This window comes from Stenotrophomonas sp. Steno-Z1 (genome assembly GCF_056393175.1).
On sequence record NZ_JBWJPB010000004.1, the window covers coordinates 314,092 to 336,367 of the forward strand.

At 67.5% G+C, this 22,276-nt stretch carries 24 protein-coding genes; 12 read left to right on the forward strand and 12 right to left on the reverse strand.

Going from position 1 to position 22,276, the window contains the following annotated elements; all coding sequences use genetic code 11:
* Window positions 1-6 precede the first annotated feature (6 nt).
* Window positions 7-747: an ankyrin repeat domain-containing protein gene (locus AC06FD_RS13760; protein WP_478078112.1), complete on the forward strand. Its 741-nt coding sequence runs from the start codon at window positions 7-9 to the stop codon at window positions 745-747.
* Between the two features lie 136 nt (window positions 748-883).
* Here AC06FD_RS13760 and yegS read toward each other — a convergent pair whose 3' ends face one another.
* The 4 genes from yegS to AC06FD_RS13780 all read right to left on the reverse strand — a co-directional run bounded on the left by yegS (window position 884) and on the right by AC06FD_RS13780 (window position 3,582).
* On the reverse strand, window positions 884-1,813 hold the full coding sequence (yegS, locus tag AC06FD_RS13765; RefSeq protein ID WP_259208917.1) for a lipid kinase YegS: 930 nt from the start codon (window positions 1,811-1,813) through the stop codon (window positions 884-886).
* Window positions 1,814-2,041: 228 nt separating this feature from the next.
* On the reverse strand, window positions 2,042-2,524 hold the full coding sequence (locus AC06FD_RS13770; RefSeq protein ID WP_478078138.1) for an N-acetyltransferase family protein: 483 nt from the start codon (window positions 2,522-2,524) through the stop codon (window positions 2,042-2,044).
* Window positions 2,525-2,533: 9 nt separating this feature from the next.
* Window positions 2,534-3,211, reverse strand: coding sequence for a ribulose-phosphate 3-epimerase (gene rpe, locus AC06FD_RS13775; protein ID WP_449335425.1), 678 nt, complete (start codon window positions 3,209-3,211; stop codon window positions 2,534-2,536).
* A 41-nt stretch (window positions 3,212-3,252) separates the two neighbouring features.
* Window positions 3,253-3,582 carry a J domain-containing protein gene (locus tag AC06FD_RS13780; protein ID WP_259208912.1) on the reverse strand — a complete coding sequence of 110 codons (330 nt, stop codon included), beginning with the start codon at window positions 3,580-3,582 and terminating at the stop codon, window positions 3,253-3,255.
* Between the two features lie 143 nt (window positions 3,583-3,725).
* Between AC06FD_RS13780 and AC06FD_RS13785 the strand changes: the two genes are divergently transcribed.
* From AC06FD_RS13785 to AC06FD_RS13820, 8 genes are all read left to right on the forward strand, one after another.
* A complete protein-coding gene (locus AC06FD_RS13785; RefSeq protein ID WP_394163994.1) occupies window positions 3,726-4,652 on the forward strand; it encodes a phosphoribosylaminoimidazolesuccinocarboxamide synthase in 927 nt (308 codons plus the stop codon).
* A 252-nt stretch (window positions 4,653-4,904) separates the two neighbouring features.
* Window positions 4,905-5,387, forward strand: a complete 483-nt coding sequence (locus AC06FD_RS13790) for an Mpo1 family 2-hydroxy fatty acid dioxygenase (RefSeq protein WP_259208907.1) — start codon at window positions 4,905-4,907, stop codon at window positions 5,385-5,387.
* 367 nt (window positions 5,388-5,754) lie between these two features.
* On the forward strand, window positions 5,755-8,583 hold the full coding sequence (locus AC06FD_RS13795; RefSeq protein ID WP_449335426.1) for a monovalent cation/H+ antiporter subunit A: 2,829 nt from the start codon (window positions 5,755-5,757) through the stop codon (window positions 8,581-8,583).
* Window positions 8,583-8,972 carry a Na+/H+ antiporter subunit C gene (locus AC06FD_RS13800; RefSeq protein ID WP_259208902.1) on the forward strand — a complete coding sequence of 130 codons (390 nt, stop codon included), beginning with the start codon at window positions 8,583-8,585 and terminating at the stop codon, window positions 8,970-8,972. Before AC06FD_RS13795 ends, AC06FD_RS13800 begins: the two co-directional genes overlap by 1 nt.
* A complete protein-coding gene (locus tag AC06FD_RS13805; protein WP_478078113.1) occupies window positions 8,969-10,504 on the forward strand; it encodes a monovalent cation/H+ antiporter subunit D in 1,536 nt (511 codons plus the stop codon). The genes AC06FD_RS13800 and AC06FD_RS13805 overlap by 4 nt, the downstream gene beginning before the upstream one ends.
* Window positions 10,501-11,007, forward strand: a complete 507-nt coding sequence (locus AC06FD_RS13810) for a Na+/H+ antiporter subunit E (protein ID WP_259208897.1) — start codon at window positions 10,501-10,503, stop codon at window positions 11,005-11,007. Before AC06FD_RS13805 ends, AC06FD_RS13810 begins: the two co-directional genes overlap by 4 nt.
* Entirely contained in the window at window positions 11,004-11,288 is a 285-nt protein-coding gene (locus tag AC06FD_RS13815) for a K+/H+ antiporter subunit F (RefSeq protein WP_038685776.1), read from the forward strand. Before AC06FD_RS13810 ends, AC06FD_RS13815 begins: the two co-directional genes overlap by 4 nt.
* Window positions 11,285-11,662 carry a Na+/H+ antiporter subunit G gene (locus AC06FD_RS13820; RefSeq protein WP_478078114.1) on the forward strand — a complete coding sequence of 126 codons (378 nt, stop codon included), beginning with the start codon at window positions 11,285-11,287 and terminating at the stop codon, window positions 11,660-11,662. The genes AC06FD_RS13815 and AC06FD_RS13820 overlap by 4 nt, the downstream gene beginning before the upstream one ends.
* A gap of 132 nt (window positions 11,663-11,794) precedes the next feature.
* Here AC06FD_RS13820 and AC06FD_RS13825 read toward each other — a convergent pair whose 3' ends face one another.
* Both AC06FD_RS13825 and AC06FD_RS13830 read right to left on the reverse strand, forming a co-directional pair.
* Entirely contained in the window at window positions 11,795-12,751 is a 957-nt protein-coding gene (locus tag AC06FD_RS13825) for a sodium:calcium antiporter (protein WP_478048307.1), read from the reverse strand.
* 120 nt (window positions 12,752-12,871) lie between these two features.
* Window positions 12,872-13,501, reverse strand: a complete 630-nt coding sequence (locus AC06FD_RS13830; RefSeq protein WP_478078115.1) for a hypothetical protein — start codon at window positions 13,499-13,501, stop codon at window positions 12,872-12,874.
* 133 nt (window positions 13,502-13,634) lie between these two features.
* Between AC06FD_RS13830 and AC06FD_RS13835 the strand changes: the two genes are divergently transcribed.
* Window positions 13,635-14,162, forward strand: coding sequence for a hypothetical protein (locus AC06FD_RS13835; RefSeq protein ID WP_478078116.1), 528 nt, complete (start codon window positions 13,635-13,637; stop codon window positions 14,160-14,162).
* Window positions 14,163-14,195: 33 nt separating this feature from the next.
* On the opposite strand, the gene AC06FD_RS13840 is transcribed toward AC06FD_RS13835, so the two are convergent.
* The 3 genes from AC06FD_RS13840 to hppD form a co-directional block, all read right to left on the reverse strand.
* Complete coding sequence (locus AC06FD_RS13840) at window positions 14,196-14,963, reverse strand: pentapeptide repeat-containing protein (RefSeq protein WP_478078117.1); 768 nt, start codon at window positions 14,961-14,963, stop codon at window positions 14,196-14,198.
* Window positions 14,960-16,261, reverse strand: a complete 1,302-nt coding sequence (gene hmgA, locus AC06FD_RS13845) for a homogentisate 1,2-dioxygenase (protein ID WP_478078118.1) — start codon at window positions 16,259-16,261, stop codon at window positions 14,960-14,962. Before hmgA ends, AC06FD_RS13840 begins: the two co-directional genes overlap by 4 nt.
* Window positions 16,262-16,385: 124 nt before the next feature.
* The gene (gene hppD / locus AC06FD_RS13850; protein ID WP_449335450.1) at window positions 16,386-17,456 is read right to left on the reverse strand and encodes a 4-hydroxyphenylpyruvate dioxygenase; all 1,071 of its coding nucleotides are present in this window, start codon (window positions 17,454-17,456) and stop codon (window positions 16,386-16,388) included.
* A 174-nt stretch (window positions 17,457-17,630) separates the two neighbouring features.
* Here hppD and AC06FD_RS13855 point away from each other — a divergent pair, with 174 nt between their 5' ends.
* Window positions 17,631-18,122, forward strand: a complete 492-nt coding sequence (locus AC06FD_RS13855; protein ID WP_259208875.1) for a MarR family winged helix-turn-helix transcriptional regulator — start codon at window positions 17,631-17,633, stop codon at window positions 18,120-18,122.
* Window positions 18,123-18,154: 32 nt separating this feature from the next.
* On the opposite strand, the gene AC06FD_RS13860 is transcribed toward AC06FD_RS13855, so the two are convergent.
* Entirely contained in the window at window positions 18,155-19,291 is a 1,137-nt protein-coding gene (locus AC06FD_RS13860; protein ID WP_478078119.1) for a hypothetical protein, read from the reverse strand.
* 225 nt (window positions 19,292-19,516) lie between these two features.
* On the opposite strand from AC06FD_RS13860, the gene AC06FD_RS13865 reads away from it, so the two are divergent.
* Window positions 19,517-19,924 carry a DUF6795 domain-containing protein gene (locus AC06FD_RS13865; RefSeq protein ID WP_478078120.1) on the forward strand — a complete coding sequence of 136 codons (408 nt, stop codon included), beginning with the start codon at window positions 19,517-19,519 and terminating at the stop codon, window positions 19,922-19,924.
* A gap of 56 nt (window positions 19,925-19,980) precedes the next feature.
* Here the strand turns inward: AC06FD_RS13865 and AC06FD_RS13870 are convergent, their stop codons facing one another.
* Both AC06FD_RS13870 and AC06FD_RS13875 read right to left on the reverse strand, forming a co-directional pair.
* Window positions 19,981-20,586, reverse strand: a complete 606-nt coding sequence (locus AC06FD_RS13870; protein WP_478078121.1) for a thioredoxin family protein — start codon at window positions 20,584-20,586, stop codon at window positions 19,981-19,983.
* Window positions 20,587-20,594: 8 nt separating this feature from the next.
* Window positions 20,595-22,097: a peptide MFS transporter gene (locus tag AC06FD_RS13875; protein ID WP_259208865.1), complete on the reverse strand. Its 1,503-nt coding sequence runs from the start codon at window positions 22,095-22,097 to the stop codon at window positions 20,595-20,597.
* Between the last annotated feature and the right edge of the window lie 179 nt (window positions 22,098-22,276).

The following is a 22,276-nucleotide window of genomic DNA, read 5'->3' on the forward strand; positions in this document are numbered from 1 at the left end:
AAGCCAATGCGTAGCATGCTCATCCACCTGTTGACCTTCGCCCTTCTTGGACCGCTGGCGGGGTGCTCGTCAGCCTCCTCGCATGGCGCTGATCGCTACTTCGAGGGAAAAGCCCTCGATCTGGCCATCGCCAGCGAAACGGGAGACGCCGGGGAGATACGGCAACTCATGAAAGACGAGGGCGTGGATCCCGACGTAGCGTTTTCAAAGCGCGAAGGTATTCCGTTGCTCGCCTGGCCGCTACGCGCACAGAGTCTTGAAGGCTTGCGCGCGATGCTGGAAAGCGGCGCAGACCCGAACGCGCGTCGGGTAAGGCAACTGCAAGGAAAGCCATACCGCGATGACAATGCCATGGTGTATGCGGCCCAGCTGAAAGACCCGCGCTACCTCCGCCTCCTTCTGGAGCACGGCGGGGACCCCAATACCCGGAATGCGGACAACGAGACGTTGCTACTCCAAGCGTTCCTCAGCGGCAACCAATGGGAGAACGTCCAGCTCCTTGTCGAGAGCGGGGCCGATGTGAATTTGGGCAATAGTTACCGGGATGACACCGTACTCAGCTGGTACACCAAGCGTGGCGGATTCAAACATGCCTACTGGCTGCTGGAACATGGGGCGGACCCCACCATCAAAGCAGGGCTGTTCACCGATCCCGTCGAGTCACAGCGCCAACTGATGGTCGAAGCCATCTACTGGGAAATCACCTCGCCCGACCTGCTGCCCTGGCAGAAAAAATGCCAGCAATAGCTGATCGCACGCAACATCCCCAGGCCGCCCTTGCCCGAGCACATCCGCAGGAAGCGCGAAGCCTTCAACTTCCCCAGCAAGGAAGAAGACATCCCGCTGCTCTGACCCGCCTGCCTTGAACAGGCACGCCTTGCAGTCAGCCGCCCAGCAGGTGGCTGCCCGGATGCACATGCATCCGCACCCGCGAGGCCACGCACTCGATCCGGAACTGCCGGGCCTGTACCGGCTCGCCGTCGAGGTTCAGCGTGATCGGAGCCTCGGCATGGATCTCCACCCACGGCGCACGGGTACGCTCGGCAACCTGCTCCAGTGCCCCCTGCTTGCCGCCCTTGAGCAGCGCGCCAATGGTGGAGGCGACTTCGCCGGTGAGTTCGGGGATCACGGTGACATCCAGCAACCCGTCATCGATCACGGCATCCGGGCACAGCACCTGGCCACCCCCGGCCTGTCGGCCGTTGCCGATGCCCAGCGCAATGAAGCCGCCTTCCCAGTCGAAGTCCGGGGTGTGCAAGCGCGCGCGGATCGGGTCGATCCGGCCCAGTCGCGAGATGCCGGTGACCAGGTAGGCCAGCCCGCCGAGCACCTTCTTCAGGCCCTCGTCGGTCTCTACGGTGACTTCGGTGCCGAAGCCGCCGCTGGCCACGTTGGCACACCACCAACGCTTGCCGTCGGCATCGATGTTGAGCAGGTCGATCGGGCGGGCGGGATGCTGCTCGATGAGGTCCAGCGCCTCCAACGGATCGACCGGGATGCCAGCCGCAGTGGCGAAGTCGTTGGCGGTGCCCAGCGGTACCAGCCCCAGCGACGGCAGCGCGTCGGCGGGCTCGGGACGGTGCGCGAGGGTCTCGGCCACTTCGCTCAGGGTGCCGTCGCCGCCGGCGGCGATGATGGTGTCCACGCCGTGTTCGATCGCCTCGGCCACGTAGCGCTCGGCATCCCCGTCCTCCCAGGTCACCCGGACCTCCAGCTGCACCCCACGCTCGCGCAGGGCGTGCACGGCTTCGCGCAGGTCGACGTTGCCGGTGGACTTGCCGTTGAGGATCAAACGCCAGTGGGGACTACGCATGCAGCTCGGCCAGGGCAGGGGGAAGCGCAGGCTATCAGCGCGCACCGTGGTGCCCGGTGAACGTCATCAAACGGTCATCGGGCCGCCGGAGAATGGAAGGCCATAGCAGGGACGATGGATGGAGGCAGGATCAGCCTCCGAGTATTCCCAGGGCCGCATCCGTGAGGGTGCGGCCTTTCTTTTGAGCGGCGATGCGCGCAGCCGGGCAACGGTCGGCTCTACGGGTGCTCAGCCTTCGGCGAAGGCCCGCAAGGCCTCACCGTCCATCCGGTAAACCGTCCACTCGCTCTGCGGCTTCGCCCCGGCCGCCTCATAGAACCGGATCGCCGGTTCGTTCCAGTCCAGCACCGACCACTCGAAGCGGCCGCAGCCTTCGGCCACGGCGATGCGCGCGATGTGCTGCAGCAGCGCCTTGCCTGCCCCGCTGCCGCGGCTGGCCGGGCTGACGTAGAGGTCTTCGAGGTAGATGCCGTTGCGGCCCAGCCAAGTGGAGTAATTGTAGAAATACACCGCGTAGCCGATGGCTACGCCGTCGGCTTCGCAGATCAGGGCCTGGGCCTTGGCCTCCGGCCCGAACAGGCTGGCACGGATGCCGGCCTCGTCGGTCTGCACCGAGGACTCGGCCTTTTCATAGATCGCCAGTTCACGGATGAAGCGCAGGATCAGCGCCGCATCGGCGGCGGTGGCCACGCGGATGTTCACAGTGGCCACCGACATGGCTCAGGCCCTCGCCTGGGCGACGTTGTGGCGCATCTGCGCGATCACGTCCTGGTAGCTGGTCTTGGCGTTGAAGATCGCCGAGCCGGCCACGAAGGCGTCGGCACCGGCGGCGGCGATCGCGCCGATGTTGTCGGCCTTCACGCCGCCGTCGATCTCCAGGCGGATGTCCTTGCCGCTGGCATCGATCTTCTTGCGGACCGCACGCAGCTTGTCCAGCGCCGAGGGGATGAAGGCCTGGCCGCCGAAGCCCGGATTGACCGACATGATCAGCACCAGGTCCAGGTCGTCCAGCACCCAGTCCAGGATGTCCACCGGGGTGGCCGGGTTGAGCACCACGCCCGGCTTGCAGCCCAGCGAGCGGATCAGCTGGATGGTGCGGTGCACGTGGCGGGAGGCCTCGGGGTGGAAGCTGATGTAGGTGGCCCCGGCCTCGGCGAAGTCCGGGATGATGCGGTCCACCGGCTCGACCATCAGGTGCACGTCGATCGGCGCGGTCACGCCGTGCTTGCGCAGCGCCTGGCAGACCATCGGGCCGATGGTCAGGTTGGGCACGTAATGGTTGTCCATCACATCGAAGTGCACCCAGTCCGCACCGGCGGCGAGCACGTTGTCCACTTCCTCGCCCAGGCGGGCGAAATCGGCGGACAGGATGGAGGGGGCGATGATGCAGTTGGACATGGCCGGGGCCTTCAGTACTTGGAAAGGGGGGCCGCGCGCGCTCAGCGCTTGCGCAGGGTCTTGATGCGGTCGTAGGCGGCGTTGAGCTGGCGCGACTTGCGCTCGGCCTGCTGGCGCAGCTCCGGGGCGGCGCCGACCACCTTGTCGGGGTGGTACTGGGAGATCAGCCGGCGGTAGGCCAGGTCGACCTCGGCATCGGTGGCCTCGGAGGTGAGCCCCAGCTCCCGGTAAGGGTTTTCCTTGTTCAGGCGGAACCAGTCGGCGTCGAAGGCATGCCCGATCAGCAGGCCGACCACGGCACCGAACAGCGGATTGGGCCTGAACAGCAGGGCCCCGGCGATGAATCCGAGCAGTTTTCCGTACCAGCGCATGGTCGTCTGGGCGGCCGTGGCAACAAAGGAGCCCCATTTTACGTCACAGCGGCCCCAACCCGCTTTACACTAGGCCGCCCGCTGTCTGTGCGGGCCCTCAGGGTCCCCTGGACAGCTGTCATGACGAAGCCCCAGGAGTGCCCGTGCCGACCACGTTGTTGCAATCCGATCTCCCCGGCCTGCCCTTGCGCCATCGCGGCAAGGTGCGTGATGTTTTTGACATTCCGCGCGACCGGCTGCCCGCCGGCACTCCGCCGGGGGACTACCTGCTGATGGTCGCGACCGACCGTCTGTCGGCCTTCGACGTGGTGCTGCCCGATCCGATCCCGGGCAAGGGCGAAATGCTCTGCCAGGTCTCGAACTTCTGGTTCGCCAAGACCGCGCACCTGATGCCCAACCACCTGACCGGCATCGACGTGGCCAGCGTGCTGCCCGACGGCGTCGACCCGGCGCTGTACGCCAAGCGCGCGGTGGTCACCCGCAAGCTCAAGCCGGTGCCGGTGGAGGCGATCGCCCGCGGTTACCTGATCGGCAGCGGCTGGAAGGACTACCAGCGCACCGGCAAGGTCAGCGGCATCGACCTGCCCGATGGCCTGCGCCAGGCCGAGCAGCTGCCCGAGCCGATCTTCACCCCGTCGACCAAGGCCGCCGTGGGCGACCATGACGAGAACATCGATTTCGATGCGATGGTCAAGGCGGTGGGCGCGGACCTGGCCGAGCGCGTGCGCGATGCCACCCTGCGCATCTACAAGTTCGCCGCCGACTACGCCCGCGAACGCGGCATCCTGCTGGCCGACACCAAGTTCGAGTTCGGCACCGATGCCGACGGCCGCCTGTACATCATGGACGAGATGCTGACCCCGGACTCCTCGCGCTACTGGCCGGCCGACGAATACGAGGTGGGCACCAGCCCGCCGAGTTACGACAAGCAGTTCGTGCGCGACTACCTGGAGACGCTGGACTGGGGCAAGACCGCCCCGGGCCCGTCCATCCCGGCGGAGATCATCGAGCGCACCCGCGCCAAGTACGCCGAGGCGCTGCAGCGTCTGGCCGGGATCTCGGTCGACTGATTCGCCTGCACCCCCGGCGGTGATGGCAGGGGGTCCTGGCGTAGAGTCGCCCGTTGGTCGACTGCCGGGGCCGTGAGTCGCCTATCGCGTGCAGCGCGATGGGTAGCGTCTGAGCGAGGAGCAGCCGACCAACGGTCGGCTCTACCCGCTGGGGCGGAGCACGAGGGGGGTCTCGTCTGGGCGAGGAGCAGCCGACCAACGGTCGGCTCTGCCCGTTGGGGCGGTATGCTGTGCCGATTCCTGGGAGGGAACATGACCACCACCACCGTTGCGCGCCCGATCGACCGCTACTTCGCCAGTTATTCCGACGATCACCGCAATGCGCTCAACCAGCGCATCCACGTGGTGGCGGTGCCGGCGATCCTGTGGTCGGTGGTGGCGCTGCTGTGGTGCCTGCCGCCGCTGATCACCTGGTTCCAGAACGGGATCTGGGCGGGGTTTGCCATGTTTGCCGCATGGTGTTTCTACAACAAGCTCTCACGCCCACTGGGCATCGGCATGCTGGTGCTGTTGTTCGTGTTCGGCTGCCTGTGCCGCCTGCTGGAGGCCGAAATCGGCCTGCAGAAGTTGTTCTGGCTGGCCATCGGCGTGTTCGTGGTGGCCTGGATCGCCCAGTTCATCGGCCATAAGCATGAAGGGCGCAAGCCGAGTTTCCTCACCGACCTGACCTACCTGCTGATCGGGCCGGCCTGGGTCGTGGCCAAGCTGTATCGCCGGATGGGCGTGCCCTACTGAGGGTGCCGTGCCGCCCACCGGGCGGCACACGCGTCATTTTTCCTGAACGAGATGGATGCTCACCGGCACGCGACGCCGGAGCGTCCAGCATGGCCGTGGCCGGGCCTCCGCATGCATCCGGCGTTCATCTTCGTGCTGGCGTTCAGCCCCCGTGGTTGCTGGCTTCGGGGTACACCGAGGGGCCAGATCCGGCAAAGTCCCACAACCGGTTCCATACGCCCCCATGCGGTCTCGAATGGGGGCGATACGAGGGCTGAAAAAATGAATCACGCACGTTACATGCAATTGGTGGCGTATTCGGGTGTATCGGCAGCAATTGACTGCCTGTTAGACTGAACGACCTGCTCGCGAATCCCGTATTCCCTGCATGAATCCCAGCCTGCTCCTGCTACTTGCCCTGCCCTTCCTGATGGCGGTGGCCGTGGCGTCATTCCGCCGCACCTCCCGCTCCACGGCCGCCTGGTTGGCCGCGGCCGCCCCGTTGGGCGGGCTGGCGTTGTTGGCCACGATGACCCCCGAGATCCTTGCCGGCAGGGTCGTAAGCAGTTTCGGCCAATGGCTGCCGCAGATCGGGCTGGCCTTCTCGCTGCGCCTGGACGGCCTGGCCTGGATGTTCGCGGGCATGGTGCTGGCGATCGGCGCGCTGGTGGTGATGTACGCGCACTACTACCTCAGCCCGCGCGACAGCGCCCATCGCTTCTACTGCTACCTGCTGCTGTTCATGGGCGCCATGCTGGGCATGGTGCTGTCGGGCAACCTGTTGCTGCTGATGGTGTTCTGGGAAATGACCAGCATCAGCTCGTTCCTGCTGATCGGCTTCTGGTCGCACCGCCAGGACGCCCGCGAAGGCGCGCGGATGGCGCTGGTGGTGACCGGTGGCGGTGGCCTGGCCCTGCTCGGCGGCGTGCTGCTGATCGGCCGCATCGTCGGCAGTTTCGAACTGGACGCGGTGCTGGCCGCGGGTGACACGATCCGGGCCAGTGCGCTCTACCCCTACGCGCTGTTCCTGGTGCTGGCGGGCATCTTCACCAAGAGCGCGCAGTTCCCGTTCCACTTCTGGTTGCCGCAGGCGATGGCCGCGCCGACCCCGGTCTCGGCCTACCTGCACTCGGCCACGATGGTCAAAGCCGGCGTGTTCCTGCTGGCGCGCCTGCATCCGGCCCTGGCCGGTACCGACCTGTTTTTCTACACGGTCAGCGGCATCGGCGCGATCACCCTGCTGATCGGCGCCTGGAACGCGATCTTCCAGCACGACCTCAAGGGCCTGCTGGCGTATTCGACGATCTCCCACCTGGGCCTGATCACGATGCTGTTCGGGCTGTCCACGCCGATGGCGGTAGTGGCCGGCGTGTTCCACATCCTCAACCACGCCACCTTCAAGGCCTCGCTGTTCATGGCAGCGGGCATCATCGACCACGAAACGGGCACCCGCGACATGCGCAAGCTGGGCGGGCTGCGCCGGTTGATGCCGTTCACCAGCACGCTGGCGATCATCGCCTCGCTGGCGATGGCCGGCATCCCGCTGCTCAACGGCTTCCTGTCCAAGGAGATGCTGTTCGCCGAGGCGCTGGACGCCGGCGGCCCGGAAACCATGCGCCTGGCCATGTCCATCGCCGCGCTGCTGGCCGGCGTGTTCGGCGTGGCCTACAGCCTGCGCTTCGTGCACGACACCTTCTTCGGCAAGGGGCCGCACGACCTGGACCGGGTACCGCATGAGCCGCCGCGCTGGATGAAGGTGCCGGTGGAAGTGCTGGTGGTGGTGTGCGTGGCGGTCGGCGTGGCGCCGGCGATCACCATTGCCCCGGTGCTGCACGCCGCCGCATCCTCGATCCTGGGCACGGCGATGCCGGCCTACAGCCTGTCGGTGTGGCATGGCTTCAACATGCCGCTGATGATGAGCCTCGCCGGCGTCGTGGGCGGCGTCGCGCTGTACTTCGGGCTGCGCCGCCTGATCGACCTGCATGCGGTGGTGACCCGTGCGATCGGCCGCAACATCTTCCACAGGCAGCTGGACCTGGTGTTCGGCTTCGCCCACCGGCTGACCCAGGCGCTGGCCAACGGCAGCCTGCAGCGCATGCTGATGGCCTTGGTGGTGGTGGCGATCATCGTCGCGCTGGCCCCGTTCGTGGCCAACCCGGGGTCGCCGAACTGGCCGTCGCCGCAACCGCTGCCACTGCTGGGCTGGACCCTGTGGCTGGTGATGATGGCCTGCGCGGTCAGTGCCCTGTTCGTGTACCGGCAGCGCCTGCTGGCGGTGCTGGTGATGGGGGGCGTGGGGCTGATGGTGTCGCTTACCTTCGTCTTCCTGTCCGCCCCGGACCTGGCCCTGACCCAGCTGCTGGTGGAGATGGTCACGCTGGTGTTGATGCTGCTGGGCATGAACTACCTGCCCACCCAGTCGCCGCCGGAGCATTCGCGCTGGCGCAAGCGCCGCGACGCGCTGATCGCGGTGATCGGCGGCGGCGGCCTGGCCGCCCTGGCGTATACGGCGATGACGCTGCCGCCCAATACGATGGCCGGCGAGCTGGTCGCCCGTGCGTTGCCCGAGGCCTATGGCCAGAACGTGGTCAACGTGATCCTGGTCGACTTCCGCGGCTTCGATACCTTCGGCGAGATCACCGTGTTCGGCATCGCCGCGCTGGTGGTGCACGCGATGCTGCGGCGTTCGCGGATGGCGCCGGAGCAGATCATGCCGGGCCCGCCGATCAAGCTGCCGGTGCCGGCCGATCTGGCCCAGATCATGTTCCCGCTCACCCTCACCGTGTCGATCTTCCTGTTCCTGCGCGGCCACAACGCGCCCGGTGGCGGCTTCATCGCCGGCCTGGTGCTGGCCGTGCCGCTGCTGATCCAGTACGTCATCCAGGGCACCACCTCGGTGGAGTCGCGGTTCGGCTTCGACTACATCCGCTGCATCGGTGCAGGCCTGCTGATCGCGATCGTCAGCGGCAGCGCGTCGATGCTGTTCGGGGTGCCGTTCCTGACCAGCGGCCACCTGGACCTGCATATCCCGCTGATCGGCGAGGTGCCGCTGGCCAGCGCGATCGGCTTCGACACCGGCGTGTACCTGGTGGTGTTCGGCGGGGCGATGCTGATCCTGTCGATGATGGGCACGATCAAGCCCTCGCGCACCCGCAACGCCCGCAAGGGCGAGATCGATCCCAACCGTCGTTCGGCAGAAACCGGGGAGATGCACTGATGGAACTGGCCCTGGCAAGCGCGATCGGCATATTGAGCGCGATCGGCATCTACCTGCTGCTGCGTGCGCGCACCTTCGACGTCATCCTTGGCATGACCTTCCTGTCCTATGCCACCAACCTGCTGATCTTCGCCGGTGGGCGCCTGGTAACCGGCAAGGCACCGGTGCTGCGCGAGGGCATCGACAGCGACCTGGGCAACTACACCGACCCGCTGCCGCAGGCGCTGGTGCTGACGGCGATCGTGATCGCCTTTGCGATGACCGCGGTGAGCATCGTGCTGGCCATGCGCAGCCGCAGCGACAACCATAGCGACCACGTCGACGCGCACGAAGAAGAGGCCGACGACGCCCCCGCCGATACCGCGCCGGGCCGGGAGGGTGGCGCATGAACCATGCGGTGATCCTGCCGATCCTGATTCCGTTGTTCGGCGCGGCCTGTTCGCTGTTCGTCGAGCATCGCCGCTATGGCCCCAGGGTGCAGCGCAGCGTGGCCTGGACCACGCTGACCGCGCTGGCGGCGGCGGTGGCCCTGCTGTTCGCCCAGACTGCCGATGGCAGCATCGCGGTGTACCTGCTGGGCGACTGGCCGGCACGGCTGGGCATCGCGCTGGTGGCCGACCGGCTGTCGGCATGGATGCTGGTCACCACCCTGCTGCTGGCCATCCCGTGCCTGCTGCATGCGTGCTCGGGCTGGGACCGGCGCGCGCCGCACTTCCATGCGCTGTTCCAGTTCCAGCTGGTCGGCCTCAACGGTGCCTTCCTGACCGGCGACATCTTCAACCTGTTCGTGTTCTTCGAGGTGATGCTGATCGCCTCCTACGGCCTGCTGCTCAGTGGCGGGCGCGGCCTGCGCATGCGCATCGGCCTGCATTACGTGGTGTTCAACGTCACCGCCTCGACCCTGTTCCTGATCGCCCTCGGCCTGCTGTATGCCTCGCTGGGGTCGCTCAACATGGCCGAGCTGTCCCAGCGCATCGCCGAGGTGCCGGCGTCGCACCTGGTGCTGGTCAAGGCGACCATGGGCCTGTTGCTGCTGGTGTTCTGCAGCAAGGCGGCGCTGATGCCGTTGTACCTGTGGCTGCCCGAGGCCTATGCGCGCGCGCCGGCCGCGGTGGCCGCGTTGTTCGCGATCATGACCAAGGTCGGCCTGTATGCGGTGCTGCGGGTGAGCACGCTGTGGTTCGGCGAGGGCGCCGGCCCGATGGCCGGCTACGGCAGCGACTGGCTGCTGTGGGCCGGCGTGGTCACCCTGGTGCTGGGCGGGCTGGGCGTGCTGGCCGCCGCGCGCCTGCGGGTGATGATTTCCTACCTGGTGGTGGTGTCGGCGGCGACGCTGTTCATCGCCTTCGCCGTGCGTACCCCGCAGGTGCTGTCGGCGGGGCTGTATTACCTGCCCCACAGCACCTTCGTGGCCGCCGCGCTGTTTCTGATCGCCGACCTGATCCGCCGCCGCCGCGGCGGGGCCAGCGACAGGAAGGAAATCATCGCGCCGATGCCTGGCAAGCAGACGCCCGCCGTGCTGTTCCTGATCGGGGCGGTGGCCGTGGCCGGCCTGCCCCCGCTGTCCGGCTTCCTGGCCAAGGCCGCGCTGCTGGCCGGGATGCCGGCGCAGTACACCGCCGTGGTCTGGACGGTGGTGCTGGGCAGCAGCCTGATGGTGATCGTGGGCCTCACCCGCGGCGGCATCCGCCTGTTCTGGCGCGTGCCGGTGCAGGAAGAAGGCGTACCGCCGCCACGCAAGGCACCGACCCGCACCGTCGAACTGTTCGCCGCCGCGCTGCTGCTCTGCTACGGCATCGCCATGAGCCTGTTCGCCGGCCCGCTGATGCAGCACACCGATGCGATGGCCAACCAGTTGCTGCATCCCGGCGATTATGTCGGCGAGCTGCGCGCCACCCCGCCGGAGATCCGCCAGCCATGACGCGTACGCCTTCGCTGTACAAGCGCCTGATCCCGTCGCCCTCGTTGAGCGTGATGGTGGTGGCGTTCTGGCTGCTGATGTCCGACAGCTTCACCGTCGGCCAGTTCGTGCTGGGCATGCTGCTCGGCCTGGTGGTGCCGCTGTTCGCCGCGCGCCTGGACCGCGAGTTCGCCCGCATCGGCTCCCTGCGCCCGGTGCCCAAGCTGCTGTTCGTGACGCTGTGGGACATCCTGGCATCCAACATCCGCGTGGCCATCCAGGTGCTCGGGCCGGAGCGTCGCATCCACCCCGGCTTCATCTGGCTGCCGCTGGACATCGCCAACATCCACGGCATCGCCGCGCTCACCAGCATGATCACGCTGACCCCGGGCACGGTATCGGCGGCCCTGTCCGACGACCGCCGCTACCTGCTGGTGCACGTGCTGCACCTGGACGACCCGGACGAGCTGATCGCGCAGATCAAACGCCGTTACGAAGCCCCGCTGATGGAGATCTTCCCATGACCGGTTACACCTTCATCCAGACCACCATGGTGGTGTGCATGCACGTGGTCGGGCTGGCCATGCTGCTGGCCACCTGGCGCCTGCTGCGCGGCCCGACCGTGCCCGACCGCATCCTGGCGCTGGACACCCTGTCGGTCACCGCCATTGCCGAGCTGATGCTGTTCGGCATGTACCTCAACTCGGCGGTGTATTTCGAGGCGGCGCTGATCATCGCCATGCTCGGCTTCGGCAGTACCGTGGTGCTGAGCAAGTTCGTGCTGCGCCGGGACATCGTCGAATGATCACCGTCATCCAGATCGTGCTGTCTATCCTGCTGCTGTTCGGCTGCTTCTTCATCCTGGTCGGCGCGCTCGGCCTGGTGAAGCTGTCCACCTTCTTCAAGCGCCTGCACGCACCGACCAAGGCCAGCACGCTCGGCGTGGGCTGTGTGCTGGTCGGCTCGGTCTGCTACCACATCTTCCTGGGCCAGGACCCGCAGCCGCGCGAGCTGTTGATCACCGTGTTCCTGTTCATCACCGCGCCGATCAGCGCGCACATGATGGCCAAGGCAGCGCTGTCGCTGATGATGGAAAAGCGGCCGAGCCTGCCGGGGCATGAGACCGCCAAGGAAGAACAGTTGCCGCCGCCGCAACCGGACGTCGACCAGACGCCGTAATGAGGGAGCCGGGTGGATCCCGGACCGGCATCGGATACCGGCCAGGACCCACGTAGAGCCGACCGTTGGTCGGCTGCACTCACATCGCACCTGGAGCAGCCGACCAACGGTCGGCTCTACGCGCGGCTTCGCTCAGCCGCCCCGGACCAGCGCCAGCTCCAACCCGATCCAGGCCAGGAACGCCACCACCAGCACCCCGCCCTCGCGACGGCTGATGGTGAGGTCACCCCGCAGCATCGGGTACAGCACCAGCACGAACGCGATCGCCGCCGGCAGTTCCAGGCGCACGAACGAGGCCGGCACCGCCAGCGGTCGCAGCGCGGCCATGCCGCCGACCACCACCAGCAGGTTGAACAGGCTCGAGCCGATCACGTGGCCGAGCACCATGTCGCCCTGCCCACGCCGTGCCGCCGCGATCGCCGCGGCCACTTCCGGCAGCGCGGTGCCGATGGCCACCGGCAGCAGGCCGACCAGCAGCGGCGACCAGCCCAGGCCGGCGCCGAACACCGGCGCGGCCTGCACGATCCAGCGCGCGCCGTAATACAGGCACAGCGCGGCGAACACCAGCCGCAGGACGTTGAGGAACAGCCCGGTGCGGGTCATCGCATAGCCGGCGATGGCCTCGCGCACCGGCTCGGATTCGCGCCGCGCCTGCCGCAGCAGGAACACCAGCACGGCCACGAAAGCGAGCAGCAGCAGCCCGCCCTCCCAGCGCGTCACCACGCCATCCAGGCCGAACACGATCAGGGCCAGGCTGGCCACGGCCAGCAGCACCAGCAGCGGTGACAGCAAGCGGGCGCGGACCAGCAACGGGGCCGCCAGCGCGGCCAGGCCCAGGGTGAGCCCGACGTTGACGATGTTGCTGCCGACCGCGTTGCCGAGCGCCAGTTCTTCGGCCCCGACCACGAACGCGCGGGCGTTGACCACCAGCTCGGGCAGCGAGGTGCCGAAGGCCACCAGCAGCAGCCCGGCCACGAATGGCGAGGCGCCGAAGCGCTGGGCCAGGCCCGAGGCCGCCTTGACGATCGAGTCGCCGCCCAGCGCGAGCAGCAGCAATCCCAGCAGGAACCACGCGGTAGCAGCAATCATCGGCACATCCCCAGGCAGCAATGGCCCGATTCTAGAGCCAGCGCGCGGGCAGGGGGGTGAGGACACCGCCGACGCAGGGTGCAGCGGCGCGGCCCGCTCCGGGCACGCGCCGCCGCTGGCTTACGAGCAGCCTTCGACGTAGTCGACCTGCGGGGTCTGGCCGACCCGCCAGGCGGTGACATTGCCGTCGCCGCCGATCTCGAAGTTGATCAGCGCGCCCCCCTCGGTGGCCGGGCGCACCCGCAGGTTGTGACCCTTCTCGTCGTACTTGTGCGCGGTGACGTCGCCCCGATCGGGGTACAGCGTCTGCAACTGGCCCAGCGACATGCCGACCTTGCCGCCGCCGGGTGCGACGATGCGGTCGTTGCGCACGTCGTAGCGGACCAGTCGCTTGCCTTCGATCATGAAGACCACGTCATCGGCCTGCGCGCCCTGTGGCCGCAGCGCGTGGCAGTAGTCGTCCGGAACCTCGCCCTGCAGCGGTTCCTTCCAGGCGGCCTGCACCTGCTCCAGGGCGCTGCCCAGGGCGACAGGGCCGTAGCCATCGAGCCGGGCCGGACCGGTCGCGGCGGCGGCGGCATCGGAGCCGGCAGCCGCCCCCTGTTCTGGCGCAGCGCCGGCAGCAGGCGCGGTCGGGGTCGGTGCCGGCGTGGCCGCATCGGCGTCCTTCGACGGGGTTTCCGGGCTGCGCGCGCAGCCACCCAATGCGAGCACGATAGCCAGTGCCAAAACGCTTCCCAGCTGCTTCATATGCGTGTCCTCCAGTCAGTGCCCGGCAGCCTAGCGCGATCGCCGTGCAGCGGCTGCATGCAGGAACGTGATTGTCATCGCGGTTTCACCTGCCGGGTTCAGGCTCGGCCTGCACCGCATCGACCCCACGCCCATGCAACCGCGCAAGACCGACCTCGCCCGCACCGCCCTGCAGGCCCACCGCGCGCCGCTGGACATGCGCCAGCGCCGCCTGCTGATCCTGTGCGACGGCCAGCGCGACCTGGCCCAGCTCACCGGCATGATCGGGCCGGAAGCCTCCGCCATGGTGATCCAGCTGATCCAGGCCGGGTACCTGGTGTCCAGCGCAGCGCTGGAACCGGCCACGCTGCCGGCGCCGCCCGGCGCGGCACCCGTAGCCGCGCCCGCCCCTGCCGAACGCCGTCGCTCGCTGGTGGCCGCGCGCATCTACCTGTTGGGCATCCTCGAACTGCAGCGCCACCCGCAGGCCGCCGCGCTGTTCCACGCCTTGCAGCGCGCGCGCAGCGACGAAGACGTCATCGCCTCGCTGCACACCGCCCTGAGGGCGCTGCCCGGCCTGACCTCGCCCGGGTATGCCGAGCGGGTGCGGCAGCGCGTGGTGGAGGCCATGCCGGACGCGCACGCCGCGCAGTTGGCCCATGCCGCGATCGCCACGGCCTGAGCAGGGTTCGCGTCCCGTCGCCGGAACCCTGGATCACGCCACCGCGAGCGCGGCAATCAACGCCGCGGCCACGGCGGGGTCTTCCACGCAACGCAGGTTGTCCAGGTTGAGAATGGTGCCCTGCATCTGCGCATAACGGCGAAGACGGCGCATGAGGACCTTGGTGGTCGTGTCGTCCGGCGCGGCCGGCAACGCATCCAATGCGCGCCGCGCGCGCACCGCGACGTCCGGCAGGTAGGCATGGCGGGGGTCACGCGGTGGGACGACGTGGTCCAGCCGGCAGTTTTCGAAGGACACGTCGTCCAGGATGCAGCGGCTGAAATCGGCGTCCAGCTGGGCCGGTGCACCGGCGGCAACGAATCTCACGTCCTTCAACGTGCCTTCGAAGCGACACCCGGTGGTGGCCTGCGCGGGCATGTCGGTGTCCACGATCCGGCAGTTGATGAACGTGCAGCGGTCGAGCACGCACTCATTGAACCGGCTCTGGCGGAAGTCGCACCGGTCGAAGACGCACTCGCGAAACACGGTGTCATTGAGCCCGCTGTTGCGGAAGTCCGCGCGGGTGAAGCGGCAGCCGGCCAGCTGGTTGCGGTGGAAAAAGCGGACACCGGAGAAATCGCAGTGCGTGAACGTTCCCCGCTGCACCCGGCACCCCTCGAAGATCGGCGCTGCAAGGTTCACGCCCTGCAGCGCCAGGTCGTCGATCTGCTCGTCCACGAAACGCGCACGGGGCGGCAGCGGCAGCGATGCCCCCGCCGCGTACAACATCGCCAACGCGGCCTTCGGCAACGCCGACGTCACGGGACGAAGTTCGCCTTCAGCCCCTTCCAGCACTGCTGGTAGCCACGCTGCCGGTGCGCGGCGTCCATCGCCTGCGCGGTGGGGCGGATCACGCCACGCGTTTCAAACATGAAGGCCATGGTGTCCTTGATCACGTCCGGCTTGCTCAGGTCGGCCGCCGACGCCTTGTCGAAGGTCGCCGCATCCGGGCCGTGGCCACTCATGCAGTTGTGCAGTGAGGCGCCGCCGGGGACGAACCCCTCGGCCTTGGCATCGTAGGCACCGTGGATGAGGCCCATGAACTCGCTGGCGATGTTGCGGTGGAACCACGGCGGGCGGAACGTGTCCTGCGCCACCAGCCAGCGCGGCGGGAAGATGGCGAAGTCCATGTTGCTGGTGCCGGCGGTATCGCTGGGCGAATGCAGCACCAGGAAGATCGACGGGTCCGGATGGTCGTGGCTGATCGAGCCGATGGTGTTGAAGCGACGCAGGTCGTAGCGGTACGGCGCGTAGTTGCCATGCCAGGCGACCACGTCCAGCGGCGAATGGTCGATGTCGGCACGCCACAGCTGCCCGCCAAATTTGGCGATCAGCTCGAAACTACCCTCGATGTTCTCGAAGGCGGCCTGCGGTGTTTCGAAATCGCGCGGATTGGCCAGGCCGTTGGAGCCGATCGGCCCCAGGTCCGGCAGCTTCAGCAGCGCGCCGAAGTTTTCGCAGACGTAGCCACGTGCCTCACCGTCCGGCAGTTCGACCCGGAAGCGCACACCACGCGGGATCACCGCCACCTGCTGCGGCTCGATTTCGATCACGCCCAGCTCGGTGAGCAGGCGCAGGCGGCCCAGCTGCGGCACGATCAGCAGCTCGCCGTCGGCGTTGTAGAAGTAACGGCCCTGCATGTCGGCGTTGGCTGCGTACAGGTGGATGCCGACGCCATGGTGCGCATCGGGCGCGCCGTTGCCGCCCATGGTGTACAGGCCATCGATGAAATCGGTGGGGGTGCCGGGCAGCGGCAGCGGGTCCCAGCGCAGCTGGTTGGGCGACACCGGCCCGGCGGCGAAATCGCCGTGCAGGTGCGGCTGGGCGTAGGCGCTGAATTCGCCGTGCGCCACTGCCGGGCGGATGCGGTACAGCCAGCTGCGCCGGTTGCTGCCGCGCGGTGCGGTGAACGCGGTGCCCGACAACTGTTCGGCGTACAGGCCATGCGCAACCCGCTGCGGCGAATTGCGCCCAACCGGCAGCGCGCCGGGGACGGCCTCGGTGGCGAACTCGTTGCCAAAGCCGGTCTGGTAGCCGCGGGCGGTGATGGAGGTGCTCATCTGTGCGTGTCCTGGCGGAGCCTGGGAGGTGTGCAATGGGGGGCATTGAAGCAGCCGGGCAGCGCCCGGCGCTACGAGGTGGTCCGGCGCTGCGGACGCCGCGCCGGACCGATGCCGGGTGACGTTACAGCACGCCGCGCTTGATCTGGTCGCGCTCGATGCTTTCGAACAGCGCGGTGAAGTTGCCTTCGCCGAACCCTTCGTTGCCCTTGCGCTGGATGATCTCGAAGAAGATCGGGCCGATGCAGTTGGTGGTGAAGATCTGCAGCAGCTTGCGCTGCTTGGTTTCCGGATCGGCGTCGATCAGGATCTTGTTCTTCGCCAGGCGCGCCACGTCTTCGCCATGCCCCGGCACGCGCATGTCGATCACGTCGAAGTAGGTGTCCGGCGTGTCGAGGAACTCCACGCCCTGGGCGCGCATCGCTTCCACGGTGTCGTAGATGTTGTCGGTGAAGCAGGCGATGTGCTGGATGCCCTCGCCCTTGTAGGCGTCGAGGTACTCGTTGATCTGGCTCTTCGGATCGGAGGATTCGTTGAGCGGGATGCGCACGATGCCGTCCGGGGCGGTCATCGCCTTGGACACCAGGCCGGTCTTGAGGCCCTTGATGTCGAAGTAGCGGATCTCGCGGAAGTTGAACAGGCGCTCGTAGTAGTCCGACCACTGCTGCATGTTGCCGAAATACAGGTTGTGGGTGAGGTGGTCGATGAAGGTCAGGCCGAACCCGGTCGGGCGCTGGTTGACGCCTTCGATCGGCGCGTAGTCGGCATCGAACATGCTGCCGGCCGCGCCGTAGCGATCCACCAGGTACAGCATGCAGTCGCCGATGCCCTTGATCACCGGGGCCGGCACGGCCTTGGATTCGGGCTTGAAGTCGATCGGCTCGGCACCGTTGCCCAGCGCCATCTGGTACACCTCGTCACCCGGCTTCTTGAAGCGGATGGCAAAGCCGCAGGCGCAGGGACCGTGTTTGTCGGCGAAATCGGCAGCGAACGAGTCCGGCTCTTCGTTGACCAGGAAGTTGACGTCGCCCTGGCGGTAGACGGTGATCGCGCGGCGCTTGTGGCGCAGCACCGCGGTGAAGCCCATCTTGCGGAAGTAGTCGTGCAGTTCGGTGCCGCGACCGGCCGGTGCGGCGAACTCGACGAACTCGAAACCGTCGATGCCCATCGGGTTTTCGAAGGTGGTGACCTGCATGCCCGGATCGGGTGCGTAGGACGCGGTGCTCAGTTGGCTGGTCATGATGTGGCTCCAAAGCAGGTCCGCAGCGGAAAAAACCAGGTGCGGGCGGAAGGCAGACCCGCGAGAATGCGGTGTCCGGAACTAAGGTTTATAGTTTCACATGAAACCACCATCAAGGTGCACCGCAGCATGAGCCCACCCGATCCCAGCAGCCACAGCATCCGCGCCTCGCACGCCCTGCTCGACCTGGAGCAGTTCCTGCCGTACCGGCTCAGCGTGCTGTCCAACCGGGTCAGCGGCAATATCGCCAAGCTGTACGGGGACCGCTACGGTCTGGCGATCCCGGAATGGCGGGTCATCACCATCCTGGCCCTGTACCCCGGCTCCTCGGCCAGCGAGGTATCCGACCGCACCGCGATGGACAAGGTGGCCGTCAGCCGCGCCGTGGCCAGACTGCTCGAGCGGGGCTTCATCAAGCGTGAAACCCACGGCGATGACCGCCGCCGCTCGGTGCTGGCGCTGTCGGCGGCCGGCTTCGAGGTGTACGAGACCATCGCCCCGCTGGTGATCGAGATCACCCGCAAGCTGATGTCCGTGCTGAGCGAGGAGGAGGAGCAGATGCTGGAAACGCTGATCCTGCGCCTGGCCGGGGAAGGCCTGCAGAAAATGGACCAGGGCTGAGCCCGGCGACGCCCCCGCAGGGGCGTTGCGGGTCAGCTCAGGTGCTTGCGCCGGGCATGTACCCAGGGCGCGGCCAGCGCGCCGATGGCGCCACCGGCGAACGCCAGCGAGGCGGCCACCACCGCCGCTTCGATGGCGTTGGGCAGGGCCAGCGCGGCCAGCACCAGCAGCGCCGTCGGCAGGCCGATGAAGGTGGCCATGAAGTAGCCCCAGCGCGGCGCCCAGGTGCCGACCTGGAGCAGGCTCACCGGCATCCAGGTTTCGGCCGAGGCGTCCTGCTGGACCTTGGCGGCGACCTTGGTCAGGTCCACTTCCACCGGCCCCTTGCCGGTGCGCGCGGTGGCCAGCATCTGCGCCACCTCCTCCACCGGCGGGAATGAGGTCGGCCATGTCCCCGGCGCCGCGACCCCGTAGGCGGTCAGCAAGGGCACGCTGATCCACGGCGCCAGCAGCGGGCGCAGCTTGCGCCGGTCGAGCACGCACCACAGCTGGCTCACCCCGTTGGCGACCACGCCATACAGCGCCAGTTGGCCCGGCTCCGGATAGGGCAGCAGGTGCACGCGCGCGGCCATGCTGTCGTAGCCCATCTGGCGCAGGAAGCCGGGGCGGGTGCGCCCTTCGTGCGCCCAGGCCAGGCCCAGCGCGGCCACCAGGTAGGCCTCGGCCGGGTCCTTGGCACCCGCGCTGGCGCGATCGTCGCTGGCCAGGAAGAACGCCAGCGACTTGGGCTCGTCCACGTCGCCACTGTCCCAGCGCCCGGTATCGCCCAGCACGTGCTTGAGCGGCAGCCGCGCCGGTGAGGTCTCGGCCTTGGCCGCGTTGTGCAGGAACGGCAGCACCGACAGCACGAAGCCCTGCAGGTCCACCGCCCGCACCCCGCTGCCCTGCCACTCGGCCGGCAGCACGCCGGCCAGCGCCGGGGTGCGCGCCAACATGTCCAGCTGGGTTTTCTGCTCGACCAGTTTCTGCACCGCGGCCTTGAGCAGCACGTTGTCCGGCACGGCCACCAACGGCAGGCGGTAGCGGATCGCGCCGGGGGCGGGCGTGTCGGCGGCGACGGTCTCGCCAGCGCCGTGGTCGTCGAGCAGGACGTCCACCGGCGGCAGGCTCACGCCAGCCGGTGCCTCGAGGGTGGTATCGGAAGTGCTGTCGCTGGTGCCCGGCTGCATGCGTATCGATCCGTCGGTTGTGCGCCACGAACTGCGCGGCATGAGGTCCTTGGGGATAGCGGCAGGCAGGCGCGGAAGTTGAGGGCGGGTTCCGGCAGCGCGGCCAATGATGCGACCATGGCCGCTTGATCAGGGACGAGGCAGGGCACGCCAATGCATGCCGGAACGAGGCGATGGGCCGGTTGCACCCTGCTGCTTGCAGGCATTCTCACGCCAGGAGGGGCGATGGCATTTTTTTCAAAGACGCTGTATCTGTTCTCCGAAGTGCACGGCACCGTGCTGCTGAACGGGCAGCCGGTGCAGGGCGTCGAAGTGGAGCAGGACTACCACTGGCACTGGGGCAAACAGAAGCGCACCACGACCGTGACCACCGATGCGCAGGGCCGCTTCCACTTCGCGGAAGTGACCGGAACGTCGTGGACGGCCGGACTGCTGCCGCATGAGCCGGTCATCGTCCAACGCCTCACGCTGCGTTACCAGGGCAAGGAGCACACGGGCTGGTTCATGGCCAAGCACAACTACGACCGGCGGGGCGAAGTGAGGGGCCGGCCGTTGGCGTTGGTGTGCGACCTCGCGCACGAGGCGGTCGCGCATCCCGACACCGAAACCTTCGGCATCTGCGTGCTGAAGTAGCTCGACTCCCTGCAGCACGCGACAAAAAAAAGCCGCGGAATCCGCGGCTTTTCTGCTTACGGCGCCTTGGGCGCCCAGTCCTTCATGAAGGCGAAGAACCGCGTGCGGTTGTAGCCCTTGGGCTGCCCCTTGTCGGCCTCCAGCTCGCCGGTGAACTGCGAATGCAACAACGTGCCGTCGGCGTCGAGCACGAACAGGTGCGGGTAGCCCTTGATCGCCGGGAACTGCGACAGGAACGCCGCATTCTCGTTGTCTTCGCTGTAATTGACCTTCATCCACACGAAGTGGGCGTCGCGGAAGCTGCGGATCTCCGCATCGCCTTCGATGAAGGCATCCATCAGGTGGCACCACGAGCACCACTCGCCGCCCACGTCCAGCACGATCCGCTTGCCACCGCGCTGGGCCTCGACCTTGGCCGTGGCCAGGTCGGCGACCGGATCACGGCCCGGGTCGAACTGCGCGTTGAGCGCGGCGATGGCCGCGACATCCGCCGCGGCCGGGGTGTTGCCCGAGGCGACCGGTTCGCCGGGATCGGCGACCGCTGCCTTCTGCGGCGTGGTGTCCACCGGCTGCGCAGGCGCAGCGGTGGGCGCCGACGATGGCGAGCAGGCGGCCAGCAGGCCGGCCACGATCATCGAATAGCCCCAGGCTTGCATGCGCATCGCGGACCTCACTTGACGCCGTGCATCAGCTTGTTGATCTGCGGGGCGAGCAGGAACAGCAGCACGCCGGAGATGATCAACGCCCAGAAGCCGAAGGTGTAGCCCTTCAGCGCCGATTCGACGGTCATGCCGCCTTCGCCGCTGACCACGCCGGCGAAGATGCCCGACAGGTTGTTGCCGATGCCGGTGGACAGGAACCAGCCGCCCATGCCGAAGCCGACCAGGCGCACCGGTGCCAGCTTGGTCACCATCGACAGGCCGATCGGCGACAGGCACAGCTCACCCACCGACTGGATGACGTAGACCATGAACAGCGTCCAGAACGGGATCTTGCCATCCACCACCATGCTCGACAGCGCCAGCATCAGCAGTGCGAACGCCGCGCCGTTGAACAGCAGGCCCAGGCCGAACTTGCGCGGGATCGACGGGTTGGCGCGGCCCAGCTTGATCCAGATCCAGGCGATGATCGGGGCCAGGGTGATGATGGCCACCGAGTTGACCGACTGGAACCAGGCGGTCGGGAAGGTCCAGCCGCCGAGATTGCGGTTGACGATCTCATCGGCCAGGAAGGTGAACGAGCTGCCGGCCTGCTCGAAGAACATCCAGAACATCACGTTGAAGACGAAGATGATCAGCATGGCGATCACGCGGTCGCGCTGGACCTTGCCTTCCCGGATGCCTTCGACCAGCAGCAGCACGCCGAGGGCGATGAACATCACGCCCAGGATCCAGGCCAGCGCGGTGGCGCCGGTGGACAGCAGGAAGTAGGCGACCGGGATGGCGACGAGGGCACCGACGAACACCATGACGATGCGGCCGAAGCCTTCGGCACCGACCGGCGGTGCGCCGATGCCCTTCAGGCCGGCACGACCGATGTAGAACCACACCAGGCTGATCAGCATGCCGATGCCCGAGGCGATGAAGACCATCTTGTAGGACGGCATCGCCTGGGTACCGAAGACCTGCTCGGCCAGGTACTGGGTGAGCACCGGGGCGATCATCGCGCCGATGTTGATGCCCATGTAGAAGATGGTGAAGCCCGAGTCGCGGCGCTCATCCTTCAGGCCGTAAAGCTTGCCGACCATGGTGGAGATGTTGGGCTTGAACAGGCCGTTGCCGATGATGATCGTGGCCAGGCCCAGCTCGAACACTTCCTTGTTCGGCATGGCCACCATGAACAGGCCGGCGGCCATGATCACCGCCCCGGTAAGGATCGAGCGCTGGTACCCCAGCACCCGGTCGGCGACGTAGCCACCGAAGATGGCCGCGGCATAGACCAGCGCCAGGTAGGCACCGTAGGTCCGGCTGGCGGCGGCCTGGCCGGCCGCGTCGCCTTCGAAGAACTGCGACACGATGTACAGCACCAGCGCCCAGCGGATGCCGTAGAACGCGAAGCGCTCCCAGAATTCGGTCATGAACAGCATCCACAGCGGGCGCGGGTGGCCCATCGTGGTCTTGAACTCCGGCAGCGCCGGATCGGGGACGGATTTCGCGGCGGCGTCTACGCTCATGCGGGATTCCTGGGTTCGGTGGAAGACATGCACGTCCGATGTGCGAAACAGCGCGGGAGAATCCCAGACCAACGGCGTTCACGTCAAATACACGCCGATTCCTGCAACTGCCGGCACGGTCGCTGAACTTGCATCTGCAACCACCGGCCGGCCCCGCCAGCGCAGCAACGGCGGGGCCT